Annotated in this window: 20 protein-coding genes and 1 pseudogene; 9 read left to right on the top strand and 12 right to left on the bottom strand. The window is 41.8% G+C overall.

Going from position 1 to position 20,761, the window contains the following annotated elements; all coding sequences use genetic code 11:
• The first annotated feature begins 148 nt into the window (after nucleotides 1-148).
• The 4 genes and pseudogenes from NXR94_RS15065 to NXR94_RS15050 all read left to right on the top strand — a co-directional run.
• Nucleotides 149-1,678 carry a serine hydrolase gene (locus NXR94_RS15065; RefSeq protein ID WP_258105487.1) on the top strand — a complete coding sequence of 510 codons (1,530 nt, stop codon included), beginning with the start codon at nucleotides 149-151 and terminating at the stop codon, nucleotides 1,676-1,678.
• 195 nt (nucleotides 1,679-1,873) lie between these two features.
• Nucleotides 1,874-2,902 (top strand): SMP-30/gluconolactonase/LRE family protein, encoded by a 1,029-nt coding sequence (locus NXR94_RS15060; protein ID WP_258105486.1) that lies wholly within the window; start codon nucleotides 1,874-1,876, stop codon nucleotides 2,900-2,902.
• A gap of 302 nt (nucleotides 2,903-3,204) precedes the next feature.
• Nucleotides 3,205-4,032 (top strand): PIG-L deacetylase family protein, encoded by an 828-nt coding sequence (locus NXR94_RS15055; RefSeq protein ID WP_258105485.1) that lies wholly within the window; start codon nucleotides 3,205-3,207, stop codon nucleotides 4,030-4,032.
• 497 nt (nucleotides 4,033-4,529) lie between these two features.
• Nucleotides 4,530-4,790, top strand: a pseudogene (locus NXR94_RS15050) (transposase); the annotation flags it as partial.
• A 32-nt stretch (nucleotides 4,791-4,822) separates the two neighbouring features.
• Here the strand turns inward: NXR94_RS15050 and NXR94_RS15045 are convergent.
• Complete coding sequence (locus tag NXR94_RS15045; protein WP_258105484.1) at nucleotides 4,823-5,641, bottom strand: sulfotransferase family 2 domain-containing protein; 819 nt, start codon at nucleotides 5,639-5,641, stop codon at nucleotides 4,823-4,825.
• Between the two features lie 74 nt (nucleotides 5,642-5,715).
• Nucleotides 5,716-6,501, bottom strand: a complete 786-nt coding sequence (locus NXR94_RS15040) for a hypothetical protein (protein WP_258105483.1) — start codon at nucleotides 6,499-6,501, stop codon at nucleotides 5,716-5,718.
• 304 nt (nucleotides 6,502-6,805) lie between these two features.
• Here NXR94_RS15040 and NXR94_RS15035 point away from each other — a divergent pair, with 304 nt between their 5' ends.
• Entirely contained in the window at nucleotides 6,806-7,669 is an 864-nt protein-coding gene (locus NXR94_RS15035) for a hypothetical protein (protein WP_258105482.1), read from the top strand.
• Nucleotide 7,670: 1 nt separating this feature from the next.
• Here NXR94_RS15035 and NXR94_RS15030 read toward each other — a convergent pair whose 3' ends face one another.
• Together NXR94_RS15030 and NXR94_RS15025 are read right to left on the bottom strand one after the other, a co-directional pair.
• Nucleotides 7,671-8,321 carry a TPM domain-containing protein gene (locus tag NXR94_RS15030; protein WP_258105481.1) on the bottom strand — a complete coding sequence of 217 codons (651 nt, stop codon included), beginning with the start codon at nucleotides 8,319-8,321 and terminating at the stop codon, nucleotides 7,671-7,673.
• A gap of 15 nt (nucleotides 8,322-8,336) precedes the next feature.
• Complete coding sequence (locus NXR94_RS15025; protein WP_258105480.1) at nucleotides 8,337-9,230, bottom strand: YgcG family protein; 894 nt, start codon at nucleotides 9,228-9,230, stop codon at nucleotides 8,337-8,339.
• A gap of 68 nt (nucleotides 9,231-9,298) precedes the next feature.
• On the opposite strand from NXR94_RS15025, the gene NXR94_RS15020 reads away from it, so the two are divergent.
• Nucleotides 9,299-9,889, top strand: a complete 591-nt coding sequence (locus NXR94_RS15020; protein ID WP_258105479.1) for a LemA family protein — start codon at nucleotides 9,299-9,301, stop codon at nucleotides 9,887-9,889.
• Nucleotides 9,890-9,979: 90 nt separating this feature from the next.
• On the opposite strand, the gene NXR94_RS15015 is transcribed toward NXR94_RS15020, so the two are convergent.
• Both NXR94_RS15015 and NXR94_RS15010 read right to left on the bottom strand, forming a co-directional pair.
• Entirely contained in the window at nucleotides 9,980-10,432 is a 453-nt protein-coding gene (locus NXR94_RS15015) for a GNAT family N-acetyltransferase (protein WP_258105478.1), read from the bottom strand.
• Nucleotides 10,413-10,889 (bottom strand): YdeI/OmpD-associated family protein, encoded by a 477-nt coding sequence (locus NXR94_RS15010; RefSeq protein WP_258105477.1) that lies wholly within the window; start codon nucleotides 10,887-10,889, stop codon nucleotides 10,413-10,415. Before NXR94_RS15010 ends, NXR94_RS15015 begins: the two co-directional genes overlap by 20 nt.
• 106 nt (nucleotides 10,890-10,995) lie before the next feature.
• On the opposite strand from NXR94_RS15010, the gene NXR94_RS15005 reads away from it, so the two are divergent.
• Nucleotides 10,996-11,772 (top strand): DUF4382 domain-containing protein, encoded by a 777-nt coding sequence (locus NXR94_RS15005; RefSeq protein ID WP_258105476.1) that lies wholly within the window; start codon nucleotides 10,996-10,998, stop codon nucleotides 11,770-11,772.
• Between the two features lie 436 nt (nucleotides 11,773-12,208).
• On the opposite strand, the gene atpC is transcribed toward NXR94_RS15005, so the two are convergent.
• The 3 genes from atpC to NXR94_RS14990 all read right to left on the bottom strand — a co-directional run bounded on the left by atpC (nucleotide 12,209) and on the right by NXR94_RS14990 (nucleotide 15,356).
• Nucleotides 12,209-12,466 carry an ATP synthase F1 subunit epsilon gene (gene atpC, locus NXR94_RS15000; protein ID WP_258105475.1) on the bottom strand — a complete coding sequence of 86 codons (258 nt, stop codon included), beginning with the start codon at nucleotides 12,464-12,466 and terminating at the stop codon, nucleotides 12,209-12,211.
• Nucleotides 12,467-12,556: 90 nt separating this feature from the next.
• A complete protein-coding gene (gene atpD, locus NXR94_RS14995; protein WP_258105474.1) occupies nucleotides 12,557-14,065 on the bottom strand; it encodes a F0F1 ATP synthase subunit beta in 1,509 nt (502 codons plus the stop codon).
• An 85-nt stretch (nucleotides 14,066-14,150) separates the two neighbouring features.
• Entirely contained in the window at nucleotides 14,151-15,356 is a 1,206-nt protein-coding gene (locus tag NXR94_RS14990; RefSeq protein WP_258105473.1) for a PAS domain-containing sensor histidine kinase, read from the bottom strand.
• A 229-nt stretch (nucleotides 15,357-15,585) separates the two neighbouring features.
• On the opposite strand from NXR94_RS14990, the gene gatC reads away from it, so the two are divergent.
• A complete protein-coding gene (gene gatC, locus NXR94_RS14985; protein ID WP_258105472.1) occupies nucleotides 15,586-15,873 on the top strand; it encodes an Asp-tRNA(Asn)/Glu-tRNA(Gln) amidotransferase subunit GatC in 288 nt (95 codons plus the stop codon).
• Nucleotides 15,874-15,878: 5 nt separating this feature from the next.
• On the top strand, nucleotides 15,879-18,731 hold the full coding sequence (locus NXR94_RS14980) for a hypothetical protein (RefSeq protein WP_258105471.1): 2,853 nt from the start codon (nucleotides 15,879-15,881) through the stop codon (nucleotides 18,729-18,731).
• A 533-nt stretch (nucleotides 18,732-19,264) separates the two neighbouring features.
• On the opposite strand, the gene NXR94_RS14975 is transcribed toward NXR94_RS14980, so the two are convergent.
• Genes NXR94_RS14975 through gcvH form a run of 3 tightly spaced genes read right to left on the bottom strand, consistent with a single transcriptional unit; the run spans nucleotide 19,265 to nucleotide 20,752 of the window.
• Complete coding sequence (locus NXR94_RS14975; protein WP_258105470.1) at nucleotides 19,265-19,942, bottom strand: energy transducer TonB; 678 nt, start codon at nucleotides 19,940-19,942, stop codon at nucleotides 19,265-19,267.
• A 41-nt stretch (nucleotides 19,943-19,983) separates the two neighbouring features.
• Nucleotides 19,984-20,352, bottom strand: coding sequence for a VanZ family protein (locus NXR94_RS14970; RefSeq protein WP_258105469.1), 369 nt, complete (start codon nucleotides 20,350-20,352; stop codon nucleotides 19,984-19,986).
• A gap of 25 nt (nucleotides 20,353-20,377) precedes the next feature.
• Complete coding sequence (gene gcvH / locus NXR94_RS14965) at nucleotides 20,378-20,752, bottom strand: glycine cleavage system protein GcvH (RefSeq protein ID WP_258105468.1); 375 nt, start codon at nucleotides 20,750-20,752, stop codon at nucleotides 20,378-20,380.
• Between the last annotated feature and the right edge of the window lie 9 nt (nucleotides 20,753-20,761).

Raw genomic sequence — 20,761 nt, 5'->3', positions numbered from 1 at the left:
AGCAGGTACCAAATCGACCAATAGGTCTCAAATCCTGGTTAGCGCTTGGTTCAAAACCTGCCTTTCCTATCTTTAAGTTATTAAATTCAGTTTCTTGGAATATTTATAGGAAGGGAAGCTAAAGGTTGGGGCACATAAAATTCACTCAATGAAAAAGATACCGCTAACTTTCTTTTGTTTGATCTCGTTTTCGCTCTTCCTAAAAGCTCAAGAAGTTGAATTGCCGAGCTTCATCACCGATAGCTTGGAAAGCTACATCAACAAAGGACTAGAAGAATGGAGAATACCAGGACTGGCTGTAGGTATAGCGAAGGATGGAAAATTAATTTATGCTAAAGGTTTTGGTGTTAAGAGCATTGATGGTAGTGAAACTGTAGATGAAAACACACTTTTCATGATTGGTTCAAATACCAAATCTTTTACGGCAATGTCCCTAGCAATTCTAGCTGAATCAGGTCAACTGAGTTTAGAAGATAAGGTTCAAAAATGGATGCCAGAATTTGGGTTAAGAGACACTTTAACCTCTAGAGAACTTAACCTTACGGATCTACTCTCACATAGAATTGGATTTGAGACCTATCAGGGAGATTTCACATGCTGGAACTCAAATCTAACTCGAGCCCAAGTTATTGAGAAAATGGGCCTTCTAGAAGCTCCTCATTCATTCCGAACTAGATGGGGATATTGCAATGCAGCATTCGTTACAGCAGGTGAATTAATTCCTAGAATAATTGGACGCAGTTGGGAAGAAACTGTAAAGGACAGTATTCTGAATCCGTTGAAAATGAATCAAACAATGATGCTGGACTATGAATTTAGGAACGCTCCAAATATAGCAATGCCACATTCTATAGTTAATGGGGAAATTTCAATAATTCCAATTACTAACATGAATAGTTTAGCCCCAGCTGGAAGCATGGCCTCTAATGTTCCTAACCTACTCAAATGGTTAGATTGCCTCATGAATGATGGAAATATTAATTCTGAGCAAATTTTGCCTGCTCGGGCGGTTCGCTCTCTTAAAACCCCTGCTTCGATATTGCGGCTTGATCCGGGCGACAACCAGTTTACGCATTTTTACTTATACGGATTAGGGCTAATGATTAATGATAGAGATGGTACTCTCGTGTATTCTCATGGAGGAGCAGTTGATGGATTTTTAACGCAAATGATGCTAATCCCAGAACTACAACTTGGAATTGTAGTTCTGACAAATTCGGATCAAAACAATTTCTACAACGATCTAACAAATGAAATTAGAGACGCTTTTTTAGGGATACCTTTTAAAAACCATAGTTCCAATTCCCTTGCCCGCTTTGAAGATCGGAGACAAAGAGATCAGCTCCGAATCGATTCACTCCGTCTCGTAGTTCAGGAATCAAATAATCCAACTCTTCAATTGAATGCTTATTCCGGTAATTACTCCAATGAAGTGTATGGTACAATAGATATTTCGAGAAGACAAAATCAACTAATGATTACATTTTCGAACCACCCGAATTTGACCGCAACGCTTGAGCATCTAAAGAAAGATACTTTCCTATGTACCTATTCCAATTCTACATTTGGTGTAGAAGAAATACCTTTTGAGATTGACAATAATGAGGTTCTTGGCCTGTCGCTTAAAGTTGCCGATTTCATAGAATATGGACGATACGAATTTCGAAAAACTAAATAACGTGCCACAACAAGCACTAAAATGAATATGCGAACTGAGCCCTCTGAAAGGACAATACGAGACAGAAACCTCAATGCTTCTAGCAACTGTGGCGCATACTCATTTTATTTGGTCGTTGATGTAATGCAGATGTACTAAAATGAATTAGCAGTTGTAGAAAGCAGGAACATCTAAACTTATTTAAAAGTATCAATTATGAAATATTTAATACTATTGTTTACATTCTTTGGCTTTAGCTGGATTGCTCCTGCTCAAAATAACAATGAAATAATACAAAAGGATAATATTACATTTCCTGAACTCCTGGTTTTTTCAGATCAATTTGAAGAGTTCTTTTCAAGTAAAAACAAAATCGAAAAAATAGTTTCGGATAAATTTTGGCTAGAAGGACCTGTTTGGGTTGACGCCTTAAACGGTATTTTATTTTCTGATATACCTGAAAACAAGATTTATTTCTGGAACAGTAAGACGGGCCTCTCAGTTTGGCTTGAACCATCGGGATTTGCAAATGGATTGTTGCTTGATGGGAATAGAGATTTACTCTTGATGCAGGGAAATTATCAATCAACCAATTACACAATGAGGCAGATTGGCAAAATAATTAATCCCAAATCAAATAAGAAAATTATCGACTTCGTGAAAAGTTATGAAGGGAAAAAATTCAATAGCCCAAATGACATTGCATTAGGTTCTAATGGAATTCTCTATTTTACAGATCCGGTTTATGGATTAACAAATGGGGATTGGGATGAATTAAAAGAATTATCTTTTAACGGAGTTTACAAAATCGAAAACAATAATGTACAGGTATTAATAGATTCATTAAAGTCCCCTAACGGAATTGGAGTATCTCCTGATAATAAGTTTTTATATGTTTCAGATTCAGAAACGGGAAGATTATTATGCTATGAATTAGACGATGCAGGGGATATTGTGAAATCAACTAACTTCTTTAATCTCCAAGAAATGTGGAAACATACCATCCCTTCAACCGTGCTAGCATGGGATGGGATGGCAGTTACAAAGGAAGGCGTAATAGTGGCTGCAGGATGGGGGGGCGTCTGGTTTATTTCTCCAAGAGGAGTTCTTTTAGCTCATATTCAAACTCCTAACTTTACTTCTAATACTGCAATTGATGACAAGGGAGAATATCTTTATTGGACAGCAGGAAAGATTCCATTTACGAAAGGTTCAAGTGTTCTTTACAGATATAAACTTAAATGATTGAAATTAAATCAATTCCATATTTGAGAAATAGAGTAAGAATTGCCAGTAACATATGAAGATACCATCTTACGGACCCGAAAGAAAAGTATTTTGGACTAATCTGGATATTGTAGTGGCAACTGGAAAGCACAACAGCCAACAATGTATATAAAAAATAGAGGGTAAAGTACTTACTATAAACTGATTTTCATAAATTTAAAATCAGTTTAAACTCAAAAAGTCCGTGTTTAAACCGGCTTCTTTTCATATGCCAACCGTTACTTACAATTAAAAAATTATGAACCATTAATTAAATCAAAATGAAAAAGCTTGCACCGTTTATTTGCATTTTTCTAATGGTAATTTCATGTAACAAAGAGAACACTTACAAACAGGCATCTACTTCATCATCAAGCAGTGGAAAAAGTATTATGGCAATTTATTCCCATTCAGATGATGAAAGTCCAATCTTGCCTATTCTGTCAAAATATTCCAGAGACGGTGTAACTATTTATTTGGTGACTGTAACCGACGGCTCTAAAGGGGTGACGCCACATGCTCAAATACCGGTTGGTGATTCCCTTACCAAGGTACGGGAAGATGAAGCAATGTGTATAACAAAAACTCTTGGCATTAATCCACCTATTCTGTTAAATTATGCAGACGATGAATTAGCATTAAGGGAAAACATTTATTCACTAGATGATAAAATCGACAGTTTATTTAAAAAATACCAACCTGATGTTGTAATTACTTGGGGTGCAGATGGAGGATATGGACATCCTGACCATCGAATTGTCAGCGATATTGTTACCGAAGTCTTTCAAGCTAAGGACAGTATTCCCAATCAACTACTTTATGTTGGTTGGCCAACTGAAAATCCACTTTCAGAGCATCAATTCAAAACCGATTTAGCCAATTATTTTGCAGAAAATCTCCATAAGACTCAAATGAAATACTTGACCTATCAAATACCCTATGACGAAAAGGATATACAAGTTGTGAGAGAGGCAATAAGTTGTTATAAATCTCAATTTACAACGGAAGAACAGGAAGAAGTTTTTTCGTTAATAGTTCAACCGGAAAAAACAATATATTTTCGACCTTTCTTCGGCTCCAATATAGTCGTTAAGGATATTTTTGAATAATAATAAAAGTAGGTAACACTGGCTATAATTCAGCGTGGCGATGGTGCAAAAAACAAAGGTAAAACCTATATTTAAACTGATTTCTCTGCGGAACAGTCCTTCGGACGATTCCACGCCGAAATCATAGCCAAACCGTTATCTTGGAGGTGGTTATGCTAATCTTTTATCTAGCCACTGAGGCTTTCCGCTTCTCATCAAGTAGGTCTGAACTAAAGTTGGCGCTTAATCCTCCCAACGCTAGCCCTGTTGGTTTTGAGGAAATGAAACAACGAGGTTTCAAAACCAAGGCCAGACCCACTCCAGCTCCCCGGCTCCCTCTCTTGGGAAAAACTTTAACACAAGCCACTACTTAAGGAAATTATACTGCTAGCTTGCTAATGGGCTTCAAAGTCACGCCCGCCAGGCTTGCACACCCCACGTTGTTCCCTACGCTGTAAGCTTCCCTAAAAATAGGACTGTTTGAAAGACGACAAAAATTGTACATTTAAACAGTCAAAATGAAGAAGCGAAGAATATCCGAAGCGCAGATAGTTAAAGCGCTTAAAGAACATGAATCAGGCAGAGATCAGGAGAGCATCTGCCGTGAATATGGTATCCATAAGTCTACCCTCTACAATTGGAACCGGGTCGCCGGGCGAAAGAAATATGGAGGTATGGAAGCCAATGAGTTAAAGAAACTCAAGGAGTTGGAAGAGGAAAACAGACGGTTGAAGCAGATGTTTGCTGACTTAAGTTTGGATCATCAAATACTCAAAGACGAACTATCCCTGTCCTGATAATTGGGGTACCATCACCCGAATGAGTAGCCGTACTTTTCTATAATGAACTTTTCCTTTTGTTGAACCAGCTTCACAGACTCCTCGTCATAATATTTTCGGTAGTCCTTATCTCTTTCTGAAGTGTTGGTACGTTTGGCAAAACTCCCGAGTACTTTGGTCAATTCTTCCTGGCTGCATTTCAGTTTATCGACATTTTCAAGAAGATCGCTATGGAGGTTTTCATTTCTGATGATGACATCCATGAAGTTTTCTTTTTGGTCAAAGTCTCGAAGCTCCTTCAGGGAATGAACGGAATTGAGCTTTTTGCGATAAGCGTACAGCTGAAAATAGCGAAAGGTCATGAGACCGGCGAATTGGGAAATGTTGCCGATCTTAAAGCCCTCTCCAATACCGTGCTCTTTGCTTTGTAAGACCAGTTTCAGCCAGGCATTAAAGTTTTCGTAATTGTTGACATCTGAATAAACCTGCTGCCATAGCTGAGTATCCAGTTTAGGGTATCGACCATAAGGCCCCGTGTTTATCAAATCCAGGAACCTCTTTTTTGAAAAAAGGAACAGGTAGTTGTTTAACGCCACTCTCCTGTAGAGACCCCCTCGATGCTGGCAGCCGTAGGCCCATAACGAAATATACCAGTCCCACGGGTTACGGATGTTGCCGACCTTGGTTTTGCCTTCAAAATCGCCCAGAACCTTTTTAGGAACCGTATCATAAGCATTGTGCTTTCCAATAATTTGATGATTGTCCGCATAAAGGGTCGATAATATTCTTCTGGTATGCGTGCATCCTGTCTTTTGCAGTTCAAAGAAGATTATCTGATCGGTAATGAGCATGGCGAGATATTCAAATTGGGCTCAATATTAGCGAGAATAATGCATTCGACTGAGAACTATGGAGCATTTTGATCTCAAAGCGTAAGTCCCGATGCTAAGAAGCGCAAGACGATGGTGGACAGAATCATGGAAGCAATTGGCCAATAGCTTCCCAAAGAAAATTTGAAAACGGACCCTGAATCGGTCCATTCGTTTTTGCCCAACCTGATGGCAGATGGAATCATGGTTAAACTTACCACCACTGGCAGGGCGAGGCTAATCGGAGTAGGTGCGGGTAAAGAATTGCCAAGGTTCAGAAAAGTACCAATGACAACAGGAATGAAAAAGAGCTGAATAAAGGCTTGTTGGCCATTCAGGTTAAGGGCCGTTTTGATGGTCACGAGCATTTCTTTTAGTAGTGGTGTGGCTTTTTTGAAGAAGAGGATAATTGCGAAAATAGCCAGTCCCATCAGCGGTAAGGTAACTGCCGGTGGAATCGAAAGCAGTGCATAAACCTTACCGGTGTCGCCGTAGGGAATAAATGGCCCCATCATGACATAGCCCAAAAAAACTACCGTCCCGATTACCGCCATCCACCAAAGAAAAATACCTCCGAAATCTGCTGATTTTCTTTTTCTGATCAGTACAAAGCAGATGACAGCCTGTAGCAGAGAAAACAGCGGACCATTTGCTGCAATGAGCATTTGATGTGTTTTGGACACCTGGTCGTCATCATAGGAAACATAGGAGTGGAACAAGGTAGATTCGATACCCAGGATGTTGGCTGTGAGGGCATGGGCCAGTTCATGAAGAAAAGTAGTGAGCGCAAAAGCTGTTGCAAATAGGCAGGTGAGGTTGATAACCAATAGGCGCTGTTTCATAAATATTGATAGGGGGTGAGAATGAGTAGAAATTTATGAAAATAATCATTCTTAATGCACTCAACTTCCATGAGTGGCTGTGGTAGAATCGGGAAATTTTAACGACGTAGCTCAAATGGGCTGAATGATTTTTGCAAAATATGCAACTGGATGCTGAAATGGACTGGGGTTTTGCATTCTGAACAATTGCTCGCTCTGAAGGGGAATGAATATTCAGTAAATAAGAAAGTTGGGAATGAAGACGTGAAAACCCGTTCGTGGATCACATGATGTTTAGCGTCCTTTGATCAAAAGCCTGGTCGTCATGAAAACTTTATTGAAAATTTTAATAATCTCCATTTTGGTAGCCAAAACCGGGGATTTGTACAGCCAGATTGATCCACATCAATATGACTTTGACACTGTTGGATATTATCTCATTGAGTTGGTTAATGAGGATAAAATTCTTGGAAAAGTTCTTAGCTACGATGAAACCCATGTGGTTCTTCAGACAAGTGCGCTTCTGCGGGTTGAAGTTCCACTGGATCGAATAAAGGAGGTGGAAAAGGTGAAGTCAGAATCGATAAAATCAGGAAGATACTGGTTCGATAACCCCAACCCAACACGTTATTTGCTTTCGACCTCTGCCATTCCCCTGAAAAAAGGAGAAGGGTATTTTCAAAATGCGCTGCTATTCGTCAACTCCATTAATATTGGTGTCTCCAACCATTTTGCTATTGGTGGAGCCACGGAACTCGCAAGCCCTATGAACGGTCAGAGACCACTTTTTGTAGCGCTGACCCCTAAGGTGGGATTAGAGACTACCGAGAATGTGTATCTCGGTGCAGGATTGCTCCATATGAGTTTCTCGGATTGGGAGGGTAACTGGACTCCTTTTGGTGTAGCCTATGGAGTAACAACCCTCGGAAATTTAGATAATAATTTTAGTCTTGGGATGGGATGGGGTTATGATGAAGATGGATTTCAAAGTGGAACCACCGTTACCGTCAGTGGAATGCTCCGAATCGCCCGGAAGGCATCCTTTATTTCTGAAAACTGGATTTTACAGGACGTAACCATCTGGTCGATGGGCGTTCGTTTTTTCGGAGAGAAGATAGCAGTGGACCTGGCTTTTATGGGTGCAGAGGGTGCAGCGTTTCCTTTTGTAGACTTTGTGGTAAAGTGGTGAGCTAATCTTCTATTCGAAGATCGTCATCAAGTTCATTAAAGTCTGTGGATTTTCGCACAAAGCCATTAGCTAAGAGGAGATCTTTACATTGGTTAATGGCTTTAATTAGTCCGACAGAAGTTTGTCCGGACTTAATACCTTCAATGATTAGGTTGACCACTTCTTCCCAGTCACCTGGCTTTACTTTTTCATTGATGCCTTCATCTCCAATGACAAGGACCTGATGCTCCAGTTGGCTTACAAAGATCAGGATGCCAACTTTTTCTTCCGTCTGATATACTTTTTCTGTCAGGAATGCTTCAGCAGCCCTTTGGCGAACTCGTTGTTCCTGCTTGTCTCTTGAAATGATCAGTCTTCGCGATTGAGGCAGAACCACCGGGACTAAAAATCCAATAATAAGAGAGATGAGTATAACGATAGAAACCTCCAGTGGCGTCAGATGAAAGGGAAGCATCCACGTGTAAGAAAGCAAACCCATGACAATTGTGGAAATGGCCCCCAGAGAAGCACTCGAGTACCAGGTAGCTTCTGAATAATCATCACTGCTATTCACGAAGTAGGGCACAATTTCTCCGCACGATACCTTTTCCAGATCTTTTACGGCCTGTTTGACCTGTTCCTTTTCCCCTGATGTGAATGTATATTTCGCCATATTGATTCAAAAAAATTACCAACCGCCGGAAGCGCCTCCACCTCCAAAACCGCCCCCACCACCGGAGAAACCACCGCCAAATCCTCCGCCTCCGGAAAACCCACCACCGTAGCCGCCTCCCATGAAGAAGCCTCCACCTCCGCCACGTCTACCTCCTCCTCCCGATGGAACGGAAATAAATATGCTTACAATAGCGGTGATGAAAATGGCTGCAGCAAGACTTATAAATATCCAGCTCAACAAGAAAATAATCCCTGCGAGAACCCCTGTCACTTTCCCTTTGCCATATTTTTTACCGAGTACTGACCGGGCAATTCCAGCTCCGATAAACACGACTACCATCAAGGGGAAGACAAATGCCCCCAGAGGATTTTTTCCATTGCGATTTGAACTGGAGGTTGAGGTTCTAGTGACTACAGGAGGAAGGGCCTCTCCATTGATCGCACTCAATACTATATCTAGTCCATGGTCGATGCCACGATAAAAATGCCCGGATCTGAAATCGGGGATAATAACATTCGTGATGATTCTTTTTGATAATGCGTCGGTCAAGGCACCTTCTAAGCCGTATCCTACTTCGATTCGCATTTTACGATCTTGCATGGCGAAAAGCATGATGACTCCGTCATCTACTCCATCACGGCCAATTTTCCAATCCTCTGCGAGTCGAATGCTATACTGTTCTATGGTTTCATCCCCGGTTGTCGGTATTATTACAATAACGACCTGGCTACCCTTTGCTGACTCGAAGTTTTTGAGCTTCTGTTCCAGTGCACTTTTTTCGCCACTACCTAGCGTGCCTGTTTGGTCCGTTACTCGTTGGGTGAGTTTAGGGAGTGGAATGTTCTGAGCAAATAGACTGAACCCAAAACAGTATAGAAAGAGTAGAAATAGTATCCTAATTTTCACAAAATCGTTAGTTCTCGTATTCTTGTAAAATTGAAACAAACGTAAGCTAAAAATTAAAGATCGGCCCAATGAATAAAAAATGGATAACCATAATAGTTGTAGTCATATTAGTTTTTATCATCTACAGCTTTTTTTCTGGAAAATATAACGGTATGGTAGCTAAGGACGAAGCGGTGAATACTGCCTGGTCCAATGTAGAAACTCAATATCAGAGGCGTTCTGATCTGATCCCGAATCTGGTGAATACGGTTAAAGGGTTTGCTCAGCAAGAACAGGACGTTTTGGTTGGTGTAACAGAAGCAAGGGCCAAAGCCTCAAGTCTGAATATCAATGCCGATAATCTGACCGAGGAAAACCTTCAGCAATTTCAGGCCGCTCAGGGACAGCTGAATTCAGCTTTATCCCGATTGTTGGTAACTGTAGAAAGGTATCCGGAACTGAAGTCTAATCAGAACTTTCTTGAGCTACAAGCACAATTGGAAGGAACGGAGAATCGTATCGCAGTGGCTAGAAAACGTTATAATGAGATAACACAGGACTATAACACCTTTATTCGGGTATTTCCAAATACGATGTTTGCAGGGATGTTTGGTTTTGAGCGAAAGGCACTCTTTCAGGCGGACGCCGGGGCGGAAAATGCTCCTACCGTGGAGTTCTGATCAGGTATATGATTGAAATTGAAAAAATGGCTTGGTGAAAACTGAGCCATTTTTTTGTGGCCTCCATTTGAATAGGTTAGTGATCAGGCTTCATAGGTGAAGCTTCATTCCTTCGTGAGAAGCTTTGAAACCCAATTTTTCATAAAACCGAAGCGCGCCTGGTCGCTTTTTGTCTGAGGTTAGTTGGACGAGGTGCGCACCGCGTTCCTTTGCTCGATTGATCGCCCATTGGAACATTTTCTCTCCGACTCCCATGCCTCTTTGGTCTTCTCTAATTCTCACCGCTTCAATCTGAGCCCTTACACCTCCCTGGTAGGTCAGGTACGGGACAAAGGTGAGTTGCATCGTCCCAATGATTTTCTTTTCATCATTTTCAACTACAATTAACTCCTGGTTATGGTCCTGATCAATGTTTTCGAACGCTGAATAATATTTATCAGGGAGTGGATTCTTAAAATCTTCTCTTATTTGTCCTAGTTCATCATTGGCAAGCATCCCAACAATATCAACAACATCTTCTCTTTTAGCTCTTCTGAATTTCATTTTCCAATAGTTGAATCAATTTGATAATACGTTCTGCCTTGGTCTCCTCTTTCTTCGCATCATATATCCAGTCCAAATAATACTTACGTTCTCCTTCAGAATGCTTATAAAAGGCCTCTAAAAGGTCAGGGGACGCTATGTCAAAGCAGTCTATCATCTCTTGGGGCAGTTCCAGAGGACTTTCATCGAGAGTAAGAATGATATGGACCGAATCGCCGGCCGATTTTTTGATCGCCTTTCTAATGGATGCTTTAACAGGGAGAAAAAGCTGCCCATTTCCCATTGGCATCAATTTGTAATTGTTGAGTTCGAAGCCATCTATTGAGCCTTTAACTTTCACCCACCCAAAGGGATTGTTCTTGTTTTGAGCTATCTCAGGAATTTCGGCGTAGGTCCATCCACCCTTTCCGGGGAATTTCTGAAGCAAATACTGACCGTCTACCGAAGAATGTCTCACGAATTATTTATATTTATTCCCTTTTAAATCCCAATTGAATTGCAACTATTTTGGTTACAATCGGTTCTATATTAGTATTAACTCTAACAAAACAAACGTTAAAAAAATGAAATTAGCTGCAAAATTTACTCTTGCCCTATTTATTGCCTTTTCCTTTCTGTCTTGTTCAGATAACGAGGGTGGGTCTGCTAAGATCCAAGTAAGTCTTGTAGATGCTCCTGCTGATTATGATTCAGTTTTTGTGGACATCCAGGATGTGCAGGTTAATGCCTCCGGAGATCCAGGTGGATGGATTTCACTTGAGTCCGCAACTATGGGAGTGTACGATCTGTTACAGCTGACAAATGGAGAAGAAGCATTCCTTGGGGAGGTAGAACTTCCTGAAGGGAAATTGGCCCAGGTAAGGTTGATCCTGGGAACTGAAAACTCTTTGGTTATGGACGGCGAGACTTATGCGCTTACCACACCATCGGGTCAGGAATCTGGATTGAAGCTAAATGTCCATGCGGATATTCTGGCGGGTATTACTTACAAACTGGTCATCGACTTTGATGCGGCCAAGTCCGTAGTTTCTGCTGGTTCGTCTGGTAAATACAATCTTAAGCCGGTGATCAGAGCTGTATTTGAAGCTACTACAGGTGCTATCGAGGGTGTTATCAGCCCGGTTGATTCAGCGGCTGTGATCTATGCTATTCAGGGAACTGACACTGCAACTTCAACTTACCCGGATGAAGATGGAATGTTCTTGTTGAGAGCACTTCCGGAAGGAACTTATGATGTGGTAGCTGAGCCTGCTGATAGTACGCTAAATACAGCTATTGAGTCAGGTGTTGGCGTTGTGATCGGCGAGGTTACTTCTGTAGACACGCTGTATATGGATTGATAGAGCATGTAATGCTATAACCAAAAGGGAGCCAATGGCTCCCTTTTTTTGTGTTTGAAGGCTTTATAATCTTGCAGGCTCATTGAGCCTTTTGCAAAAAAAAATGGGTCAATCCGAAACTCTGTGGGGGATAGTAAAGGAATCCAATCTATCTTAAGAATCGATAGCGCTCGTTAAATATTGGAATTTCTGATCGGAATTCCTTCAATGCCGAAGACCTCTATGACGGGTAAAAAGAAATTGTTTGAAAAATCATGATATGACTAGTGTCACTTTTAAGGGCAATCATATACAATGAAGAGATGTAATCAATTCTACATTTCTGTTAGTGGTTTTCACGTATGAATACAATCTCCCCACAATTTTATTGCTTGATCCAAAAAAAATCCCCTTTGGTATACCAAAGGGGATTTTTAAAAACTTTATTATGTGAGGCTTAAGAATTTATTTTCTCAGCCAATACCATTACTTTGTTATTAAGCACCTCTACAATTCCTCCTTCAACTTCCATGTGGATCTCTTCAACTTTCTTATCCACTTGTTTTACCAACTTGATATCACCTTTACCCAGGGTTGAGATCAAAGCAGCGTGATTGTTCAGTACCTGAAATGAACCGTCGCTTCCGGGGAATGAAGCGCTTTCTACTTCTCCTTCGAAAACTTTTTCGTCCGGTGTTACTATTTCTAAAAACATACTTTCCTATTCAATCTTCGGCTCTGTTGTTTGAGGTCGAAGCGTTAATGAAATGTTATTTTCTCAATAAATGACCTGGTGCTACGCCGCTTAAGCGTTAGCCTCAGCCATTAGTTTCTCACCTTTCTCTACAGCCTGCTCGATCGTTCCAACAAGGTTGAAAGCAGCTTCAGGAAGGTGATCGTATTTGCCATCCATGATTTCGTTGAAACCTCTGATGGTGTCTTTGATGTCAACAAGTACTCCCGCCAATCCGGTGAATTGCTCAGCTACATGGAAAGGTTGAGAAAGGAATCTTTGTACCCTTCTTGCTCTGTGTACAACCAGTTTATCTTCATCAGAAAGCTCATCCATACCCAGGATCGCAATGATGTCCTGAAGTTCTTTATATCTCTGAAGAAGCTCTTTTACTCGCTGCGCGCAGTTGTAATGCTCATCACCAAGAATGTCAGCACTTAGGATCCTTGAAGTTGAATCCAAAGGATCCACCGCAGGATAGATACCTAGCTCAGCAATCTTTCTTGAAAGTACGGTGGTCGCATCAAGGTGAGAGAATGTAGTTGCCGGAGCAGGGTCAGTCAAGTCATCGGCAGGAACGTAAACGGCCTGTACTGATGTGATTGATCCATTTTTTGTTGATGTAATACGCTCCTGCATCAGACCCATCTCTGTTGCCAGGGTAGGTTGGTAACCTACAGCAGAAGGCATACGTCCAAGAAGGGCAGATACCTCAGAACCAGCCTGAGTAAATCTGAATATATTATCTACGAAGAAAAGGATATCTCTACCTTTTCCTGTTCCATCTCCATCACGGAAGTATTCGGCAATCGTCAATCCTGAAAGAGCTACACGCGCACGGGCACCTGGAGGCTCATTCATCTGGCCGAATACGAAGGTTGCTTTTGACTCTACAAGGTCTGAAGATTCAACAGATGACAAATCCCATCCACCTTCTTCCATAGAGTGTTTGAATTTCTCACCGTAGTTTACAATACCAGCCTCGATCATCTCACGAAGAAGGTCATTACCTTCCCTGGTACGCTCTCCAACACCGGCAAATACTGAAAGACCAGAATATGCTTTTGCAATGTTGTTGATCAATTCCTGAATCAATACGGTCTTACCAACACCAGCACCACCAAACAAACCAATCTTACCACCTTTGGCATAAGGCTCGATCAGGTCAATTACTTTGATACCTGTGAATAGTACCTCTGTTGAGGTAGACAAATCTTCAAATTTTGGTGCAGGTCTGTGAATTGGAAGACCCTGGTCACCTTTCGGTTGAGGAAGACCATCAATGGCCTCACCCACAACATTGAAAAGACGTCCTTTAATATCTTCACCAATTGGCATTTTAATAGGAGAACCCAGGTCCTCAACTTCCATACCACGGAGCATACCGTCGGTAGCATCCATCGCGATCGTTCTAACCGCTTCTTCTCCAAGGTGTTGCTGTACTTCAAGAACGACAACTGTTCCGTCTTGCTTTACTACTTTGAGCGCATCTAGAATCTTAGGAAGCTTGGATCCCTCAGCGTCGAATGTCACATCGACTACCGGACCAATAACCTGAGTGATTTTGCCTTTGTTAGCCATTATTATTGATTTATAGAAAGTATAACTCGAATCGGATGCGAAATTAAACTAAATCTCTATAAGAGAAAACTAGAATGCGTAAAACTCAGGATTTTAATACGATACGAAAAGTTGTGCCTTTGCCGGCCTCGGTAGATTTCACAAATATTCGTCCGTTGTGATAGTTTTCAATGATCCTTTTGGTCAGCGCCAGTCCTAATCCCCAGCCTCTTTTTTTGGTGCTGAAGCCAGGTTTGAAAATTTGGCCAACATTGGATTTGCTAATGCCTTTGCCTGTATCGGTGATGTCAATCGTTACCTGCTGATCTTTGGCCTTTATGATCCTCACATAGATATAACCTTTACCCTCCATGGCATCCACAGCATTTTTGATCAGATTTTCAATGACCCAGGCAAATAGAGAGGTGTTGATTGCGGCATACACCTGATCATTGGGGATGGATTCTATTTCCATGGTTACCTTGGATGAAATCCTGCGTTCGAGGTAGGTTGCTACTTCACGAATGTGTTGATAGACATTCTCTTCTTTCAGTTGAGGTACGCTCCCGATGCTCGAAAACCGCTCCGTGATCATGCTGAGTCGGTCTACGTCTTTATTTAACTCATTGTAAACCTCTTTATCGTCAGGGTAATTCATTTTCAGGTATTCCACCCAGGCCATCAACGAGGAGAGAGGAGTGCCTAACTGGTGCGCGGTTTCTTTGGCAAGACCTACCCAAACCCTGTTTTGTTCTGCGGTTCGTGAATAGTTAAAAACGGCAAAGGTGATCAGCCCAAAAATGGCGATGATAGAAAGCTGAACATACGGGTAATACTTCAGCTGGGTCAGCAAAAGAGAGTTTCGGTAGTAGATGTATTTATACCCATAGATTCTTTTCTCCTGGTCTGACAAGGTGACCATAATAGGCTCTCGTTCCGACTTCATAGAAGCAATCTCATCCATAAGAAAAAGTTTGCGCTCTTTAGGATCTTCGAGTTTATCTGCCCCGGGAAGGTTTTTATAAAACTCCGGATTACCATTCTGGTCAGCCAATATTACAGGGATCGTATTGTTGGCCTGAATAATATTCTCCAATATCAGGAAGATATTAACCGCATCATTCTCATTGGCGAGGTATTCTAGTGTTTTAGCATAGAGGTCGATTTGCTTTTTCTCGCGTTCCCGTATCTGCTTGACGAGAATATTGGTATAGATCACCGAACCTGCACTGATAATCACAGAGATTGCCAGCACGACCCACTTAAAACCAGCGTTGCTGGTGTAGACATTTATATCACTAGATTCTTTCAATACAATCGATTAATGTATTTGATCGGTAATTTAGAAATTTGCGTCAAATTCATAGAAACCTTTATTGACGGTAGGAGGGGATTCAATCTGAAAGTTAGGTGCAACCTGATGATTAATTGCTCTGAAGTCAACGTAAACCTCTGGTCATCGTAGAACTTAGTCTGTGATGAGTCTGCAATTGTCGGGGCTGTTGGCTAAATTGCAGAGGTTTTGAAAAGCCTGAATATCAATGAACATAGATAGTGAAACCTTACAAAAGATTGCTCATTTAGCTCGATTGGAGTTGGATGCTTCTCATGAAGGGCAGATGAAAAAGGATTTGGAAGAAATCCTCGAATGGGTGGATAAGTTGAATGAGTTGGATACCGATGGAATTGAGCCACTAACTAATATGTCATTTGAGGTTAATTCCTTAAGAGAGGATAAGGTGACAGAACCGCTATCTCAGGAGCGAGGTCTTCGAAATGCTCCGGATAAAGAGGGTGATTACTTCAAAGTTCCGAAGGTACTCGAGTAAACTCAATGTCCTCAGATAATATAACTTCACGCATACTTATTGGCGTCTACCTTGTGGCTATAGTAGCCATGAGTTACTTCTATTTGCAAGGAGCCGAAAATTACATTGACTGGAAAATCACGGCTCATGCGGAAAAGGAGGACTACTCTGCCCTTGTTTTTGATAAAGGACCCTTTCAGCTCGCTATTCCGGGTTCTTTTTATACGATTTCCGAATCCTTTAGTGCAGGCCCTGTTGAAAGGCATTTTACCTTAGATGGCATATTACTTTTTGCTACATGGCTGGGGCTTTGTATGATCCTGGCGTTATCTACGCTTTTGAGTCGAACCTGGTTTACCGGAGTCGCAGCTTTATTCATTTTTTTACTCATTCGCCTTGAACTTTCAGAAGTGTCGCTTTTTGGGTTTGGGTACACCGAAAAAATTTGGAGCAACGCGATACTCATATTGCTCTTTATTGGCCCGGCCTATCTTTTCCAATCCTACCTGAAAAACATCGCATTTGGCTATCGCTTTTTGAGCCTGACTGTGGCTTCGGTGATTGTTTTGATTTTCGGTGGAGTTGATTTGGTGACATTTCAGGAGCAACTGACGGTGGGTCTGCATTTTAGTATGATAGTGATCCTCCTGATTTTTCTGTTGATAGTGGCAGAAGAAAACGTCTTTGGAATACTCTACCTGATTACTAAAAACCGGGGATCAAGCGGCAATGAGAAGCATTTTCCGATTTTCTCGCTTTTCTATGTAGGTTTTATCGGATTGGCTTATGCGAAAAAGGCGGGCATGATCAGGATGGAACTACCATTTTTTGATCCGTATGTTCTTCTGATTATTTCATCTGTTGTGGCCCTTTGGTCACTAAAATATAAAAAGGAGCTTTATCAGCAGATCCTTTCTGAATCACAGGTAAACATATTGCTAACCGGATTGGGGCTGGCAGTATTTGGGTATTTGTCACTGGCCTTTTCCAGAGGCAATGATCCCATCTTTGAAGGCTATCACTATTTCATTCTTTATGCTCACTTAGGGTTTGGTGCCTTCTTCTTTTTCTATGTGATCGTCAATTTTGTGAACCCGTTGGTTGAGGGGTTGCAGATTTATAAGATTGCTTACAAAGAACAAAACTTCCCATATGTGACAGCCAGAATTGGTGGGCTTGTGGCGGTGGTCGCGTTCTTCTTATTGGCAGGGAAGGAGCCTTTCAAGTTGTTCAAGGCCGGGTATTATAATTATGCAGGAGCACAACAAGAAGTGTTGGGTGAATCTGGATTAGCAGAGCGCTACTACACCGAAGCGAGCATTTATGGTCATGACAATCATTTGTCAAATTATAAAACCGGATATCTCAACCTCCAGAAGGACAAGATCAAAGAGGCGAATTACAAGTTTGGACGTGCTACCCTGAGATTCCCATCGGAACAGAGTTATGTCAATCAGGCTGCTACCTATGGAATGCTTGGCGAAGTCACTCCCGCAATTGTGAGTTTGCAGGAAGGCCTCAAGAGGTTTCCAAATAGCGCACCGATGTACAATAATCTTGGGTTGATCTATACAGACCTTGAAAATAAGGAGCAGGCCGCCGACTATTTTGATCAAGCGACTGAGACTGGCGGTTGGAGTCAGGCTAACCTCACCAACCTCTGGCGAATTGGACAGGGCGTGGATGCACGTGAGTCTTATGAAATTGGAAATGCGGGCGTCAAGGCGAATGTGTTGGCCACCTTGCTAAAAGCCAATGAGAAGGAAGGCTCTTTGAAGTTTGATACGGGACTTCTAGCCTACCCAATGCATAAATCAGCTTATCTCATCAATAGTGTAGGATACTTTGGAAATGGAGAGGCTGTTAGTCGACTGCAGGCCACGCTAAGTACACCACAAAATGAGGAAATTTATGGCGTGGCTCAAAATACCCTGGCAGTAGGCAAATACAAATTGGGTTATGTAAGCGATGCTTTGAGACAACTCGATGAAATGGCTTATCACGCTAACCCGAAGGAGCAGGCCACCTGTTTCGATAAAATGGGGTTGATGAGCCTGAACGAACAGGCTATTGAATTGGCAATTGGATTCTTTGAGCGTGCGTCAGCATTAGATACTACTATGCCGCCGGTTAATCTCGCAGTTGCTTATTTTGAAGCACGTCAGTTTGAGGATGGCTTAGGTTTACTAGACAAATTAGGTAGCCCCGAACTTCAACCGTTGATTGATGAATTAAAGATTGTGTTCAATGCAGACAGGGGGCAACTCAATGAGGATCAAGCGGCCTTAAGAGCTTACTATCTCTATGAAGAGTACTCCCTGGCCGAATTGAGCCTGGTACTCAATGGGAAAGGGGAGAAGTACGTTTCCGGTCTTTGGAATAAAATTCTGAAGGAGCAGGGCCAACAACAAAATTACGAGGCGATCAAGGGCTATATTTCCTTATTTCAACCACTATTATCCAAGCAAGAGATTTATGAAGGGATCGCTTTGGTGTCTCTCATGGAAGGACAAAAATACGAAGGAGAAACGGCGCTTGCGAAGCTGATGCTGAGTGATGATACCCTTAAGTCTCAAGGGATGTATCAGTTAGCTAATCGAAATGCGCTGGATGCCGGATTCGTGCTGGCGGTGGCGAATTACCTCAGTGAGGTTGATCCACAAAAGGCCTATGACCTGTTGGTACACGCTATAGACATAAATAATAAGAATGTTGCTTTACTCAAGGCCTATGTATTGGCTGCGGTAAGCATCAACCTAAGTGACTATGCTAAACCCATATTGGAGCGTTTATCATCCCTTATGACCCCGTCCGCATATGATTCCTTTTATGGGGAATACGCCAAAGCCCTGGAGCAATCCAACGCTGAAGGATGGTGATGAGCGCAGGTTGTTACTGTGTTGAACTGAAAGCCTGCGGTGTGACACCCCGATATGCCTTTTGGGAGCAACTAATATTCTGTTAAATATTAGCAAAGAAGGGAGGTGGCATGACTTCTTCCATTGACTCATATGTATTCGGCCATAGGCCGTAATCATCTCAATTTTGTGGAGCTTGACTGACTATGGTACTAATGGAAATCATGTAGTAACTTTTTAAACAATTTTTTCCTGCCTGACATAGAGGTCTTCGGCATTGATGGAATCCCGATCAGAAATTCAAATAGTTGGATGCCCATTTTTGAATCCGTTGTTTGAGTCCCGATAACGTCGGGATGAGTTTCGGATTCATTACCTATTGAATTTGAATTTCCGGAATTACTTCACAGCCTTGATTTTTGGCTTCCCTTTGCATCAAGGCAAATGGAAGGGATATTCCACAGGTTTTCGGATTGATCCCTTTTATCACGAAAGAAAGACGCAACAAAAAAGGCCTGCATTTGCAGGCCTTTTTATTAATGTTTTGATCTGTATTAGTTGCTAAGCTTGAATACAATCGGAATAACCATTCTTTGCTTAACTGGTCTTCCTCTTTGTTTTCCCGGCTTGAATTTAGGACAGTTTTGAAGTACTCTTTCAGCTTCTTCGTCACAACCTGCTCCGATTCCTTTTACCGCCTGCACTTCTGTTACCGTACCATCTTTATCCACAACGAACTGAACATAAACTCGTCCTTCGATACCCATTCTCCTTGCTTGAGACGGGTACTTCATGTTGTCACCAACATATTTGTAGAAAGCTGCCAATCCACCAGGGAATTCAGCAGGATCCTCAACAATGGTAAACACTTCTTCAACTACCTCCTCTTCAGGGCCTTCTTCGAATACGATATCTTCTATTACTGTTTCTTCAGTAATCTCAACATCTAATTCAACCTCAACCTCTTCTTCAATTTCTTCCTCATCCGGCACCTCTATGATTTCAGGTAACTGGATTTTTGGGGGTGGGGGAGGTGGTTGCTCTGTGGGTGGTATCTCGAGGATATCTTCAAAATCATCTGCAACCTGTCCCAAATCAACAAGATCACCGCCTTCATAGGTCTTCCATTCGAAAGCCACTATAACCAGCAGCAAACTCACCGTCAACCCTATATTCATGAATAGGGCCGATTTTTTGGTCAGATCAGCTTTTGGGTTCTTCTTAAGTTCCATATTCTTATAAACTATAAAAGGTCAAGATTTCAAATATATTGCTATTCGTACTTATTATCGACAAGAATCAGCCGCTTTTTTATGGATAAAACCGTGATGATTGCTGCGATAGTTCCCAAAAGGTCAGCGATAAAATCATTCGTGTCCATCGTACGATAGGGAATATAGCTCTGTAACCACTCGGTTCCTATCCCGGTTCCTATTCCTAGCAGTAGTACAATTAGAAGACTGGTGATGCTATACTGATTTTTTTGGGATACAATAACCAGAGAATATAACAGGGTGATCCAGACAGTAAATAGCCCGCCGTGAACCAGTTTGTCTTCACCAGCAAACAGATGAATGGTATTTTTTCCCGAACCGGGCATCAATAACAATACCCCTAAAAGTACTGTCCAGACAATAGACAAAATCAATAAAGATCGCCTAAATGGATTAGCCACCGGTTACTTCCAGGTATTCTGCCGCAGATAGCAGCTTGTCTCCTTTATCTGATACCTTCACCTTGATCATCCAACCTTCGCCATAAGGGTCTGAGTTTACTAGTTCGGGATTGGCCTCGAGCGATGGGTTGATTTCCAGTACTTCACCGGAAACGGGCATAAAAAGATCCGAAACAGTCTTAACTGCTTCTACTGTCCCAAACACTTCGCCGGCATCAAGGGATTCGCCTTCGGTTTCGATCTCCACGTAAACAACATCACCCAGTTCGCCCTGAGCAAAATCAGTTACGCCAATAAAGGCTTCATCTCCTTCGAACCGTACCCATTCGTGATCTTCGGTATAGAATAAATTTTCCGGTGCGTTCATACTTTATCT

The organism is Marinoscillum sp. MHG1-6, from assembly GCF_024714475.1.
In the GTDB taxonomy this organism is placed as follows: Bacteria; Bacteroidota; Bacteroidia; order Cytophagales; family Cyclobacteriaceae; genus JAMZMI01.
This window is presented reverse-complemented; position numbering and strand designations above follow the sequence as displayed.

Excerpts from the sequence above, each read along its gene's own strand:
- NXR94_RS15065 (WP_258105487.1), top strand. The coding sequence starts at position 149 with ATGAAAAAGATACCGCTAACTTTCTTTTGTTTGATCTCGTTTTCGCTC.
- NXR94_RS15060 (WP_258105486.1), top strand. The coding sequence starts at position 1,874 with ATGAAATATTTAATACTATTGTTTACATTCTTTGGCTTTAGCTGGATT.
- NXR94_RS15055 (WP_258105485.1), top strand. The coding sequence starts at position 3,205 with ATGAAAAAGCTTGCACCGTTTATTTGCATTTTTCTAATGGTAATTTCA.
- NXR94_RS15045 (WP_258105484.1), bottom strand. The coding sequence starts at position 5,641 with ATGCTCATTACCGATCAGATAATCTTCTTTGAACTGCAAAAGACAGGA.
- NXR94_RS15040 (WP_258105483.1), bottom strand. The coding sequence starts at position 6,501 with ATGAAACAGCGCCTATTGGTTATCAACCTCACCTGCCTATTTGCAACA.
- NXR94_RS15035 (WP_258105482.1), top strand. The coding sequence starts at position 6,806 with ATGAAAACTTTATTGAAAATTTTAATAATCTCCATTTTGGTAGCCAAA.
- NXR94_RS15030 (WP_258105481.1), bottom strand. The coding sequence starts at position 8,321 with ATGGCGAAATATACATTCACATCAGGGGAAAAGGAACAGGTCAAACAG.
- NXR94_RS15020 (WP_258105479.1), top strand. The coding sequence starts at position 9,299 with ATGAATAAAAAATGGATAACCATAATAGTTGTAGTCATATTAGTTTTT.
- NXR94_RS15015 (WP_258105478.1), bottom strand. The coding sequence starts at position 10,432 with ATGAAATTCAGAAGAGCTAAAAGAGAAGATGTTGTTGATATTGTTGGG.
- NXR94_RS15005 (WP_258105476.1), top strand. The coding sequence starts at position 10,996 with ATGAAATTAGCTGCAAAATTTACTCTTGCCCTATTTATTGCCTTTTCC.
- atpC (WP_258105475.1), bottom strand. The coding sequence starts at position 12,466 with ATGTTTTTAGAAATAGTAACACCGGACGAAAAAGTTTTCGAAGGAGAA.
- atpD (WP_258105474.1), bottom strand. The coding sequence starts at position 14,065 with ATGGCTAACAAAGGCAAAATCACTCAGGTTATTGGTCCGGTAGTCGAT.
- gatC (WP_258105472.1), top strand. The coding sequence starts at position 15,586 with ATGAACATAGATAGTGAAACCTTACAAAAGATTGCTCATTTAGCTCGA.
- NXR94_RS14980 (WP_258105471.1), top strand. The coding sequence starts at position 15,879 with ATGTCCTCAGATAATATAACTTCACGCATACTTATTGGCGTCTACCTT.
- NXR94_RS14975 (WP_258105470.1), bottom strand. The coding sequence starts at position 19,942 with ATGGAACTTAAGAAGAACCCAAAAGCTGATCTGACCAAAAAATCGGCC.
- gcvH (WP_258105468.1), bottom strand. The coding sequence starts at position 20,752 with ATGAACGCACCGGAAAATTTATTCTATACCGAAGATCACGAATGGGTA.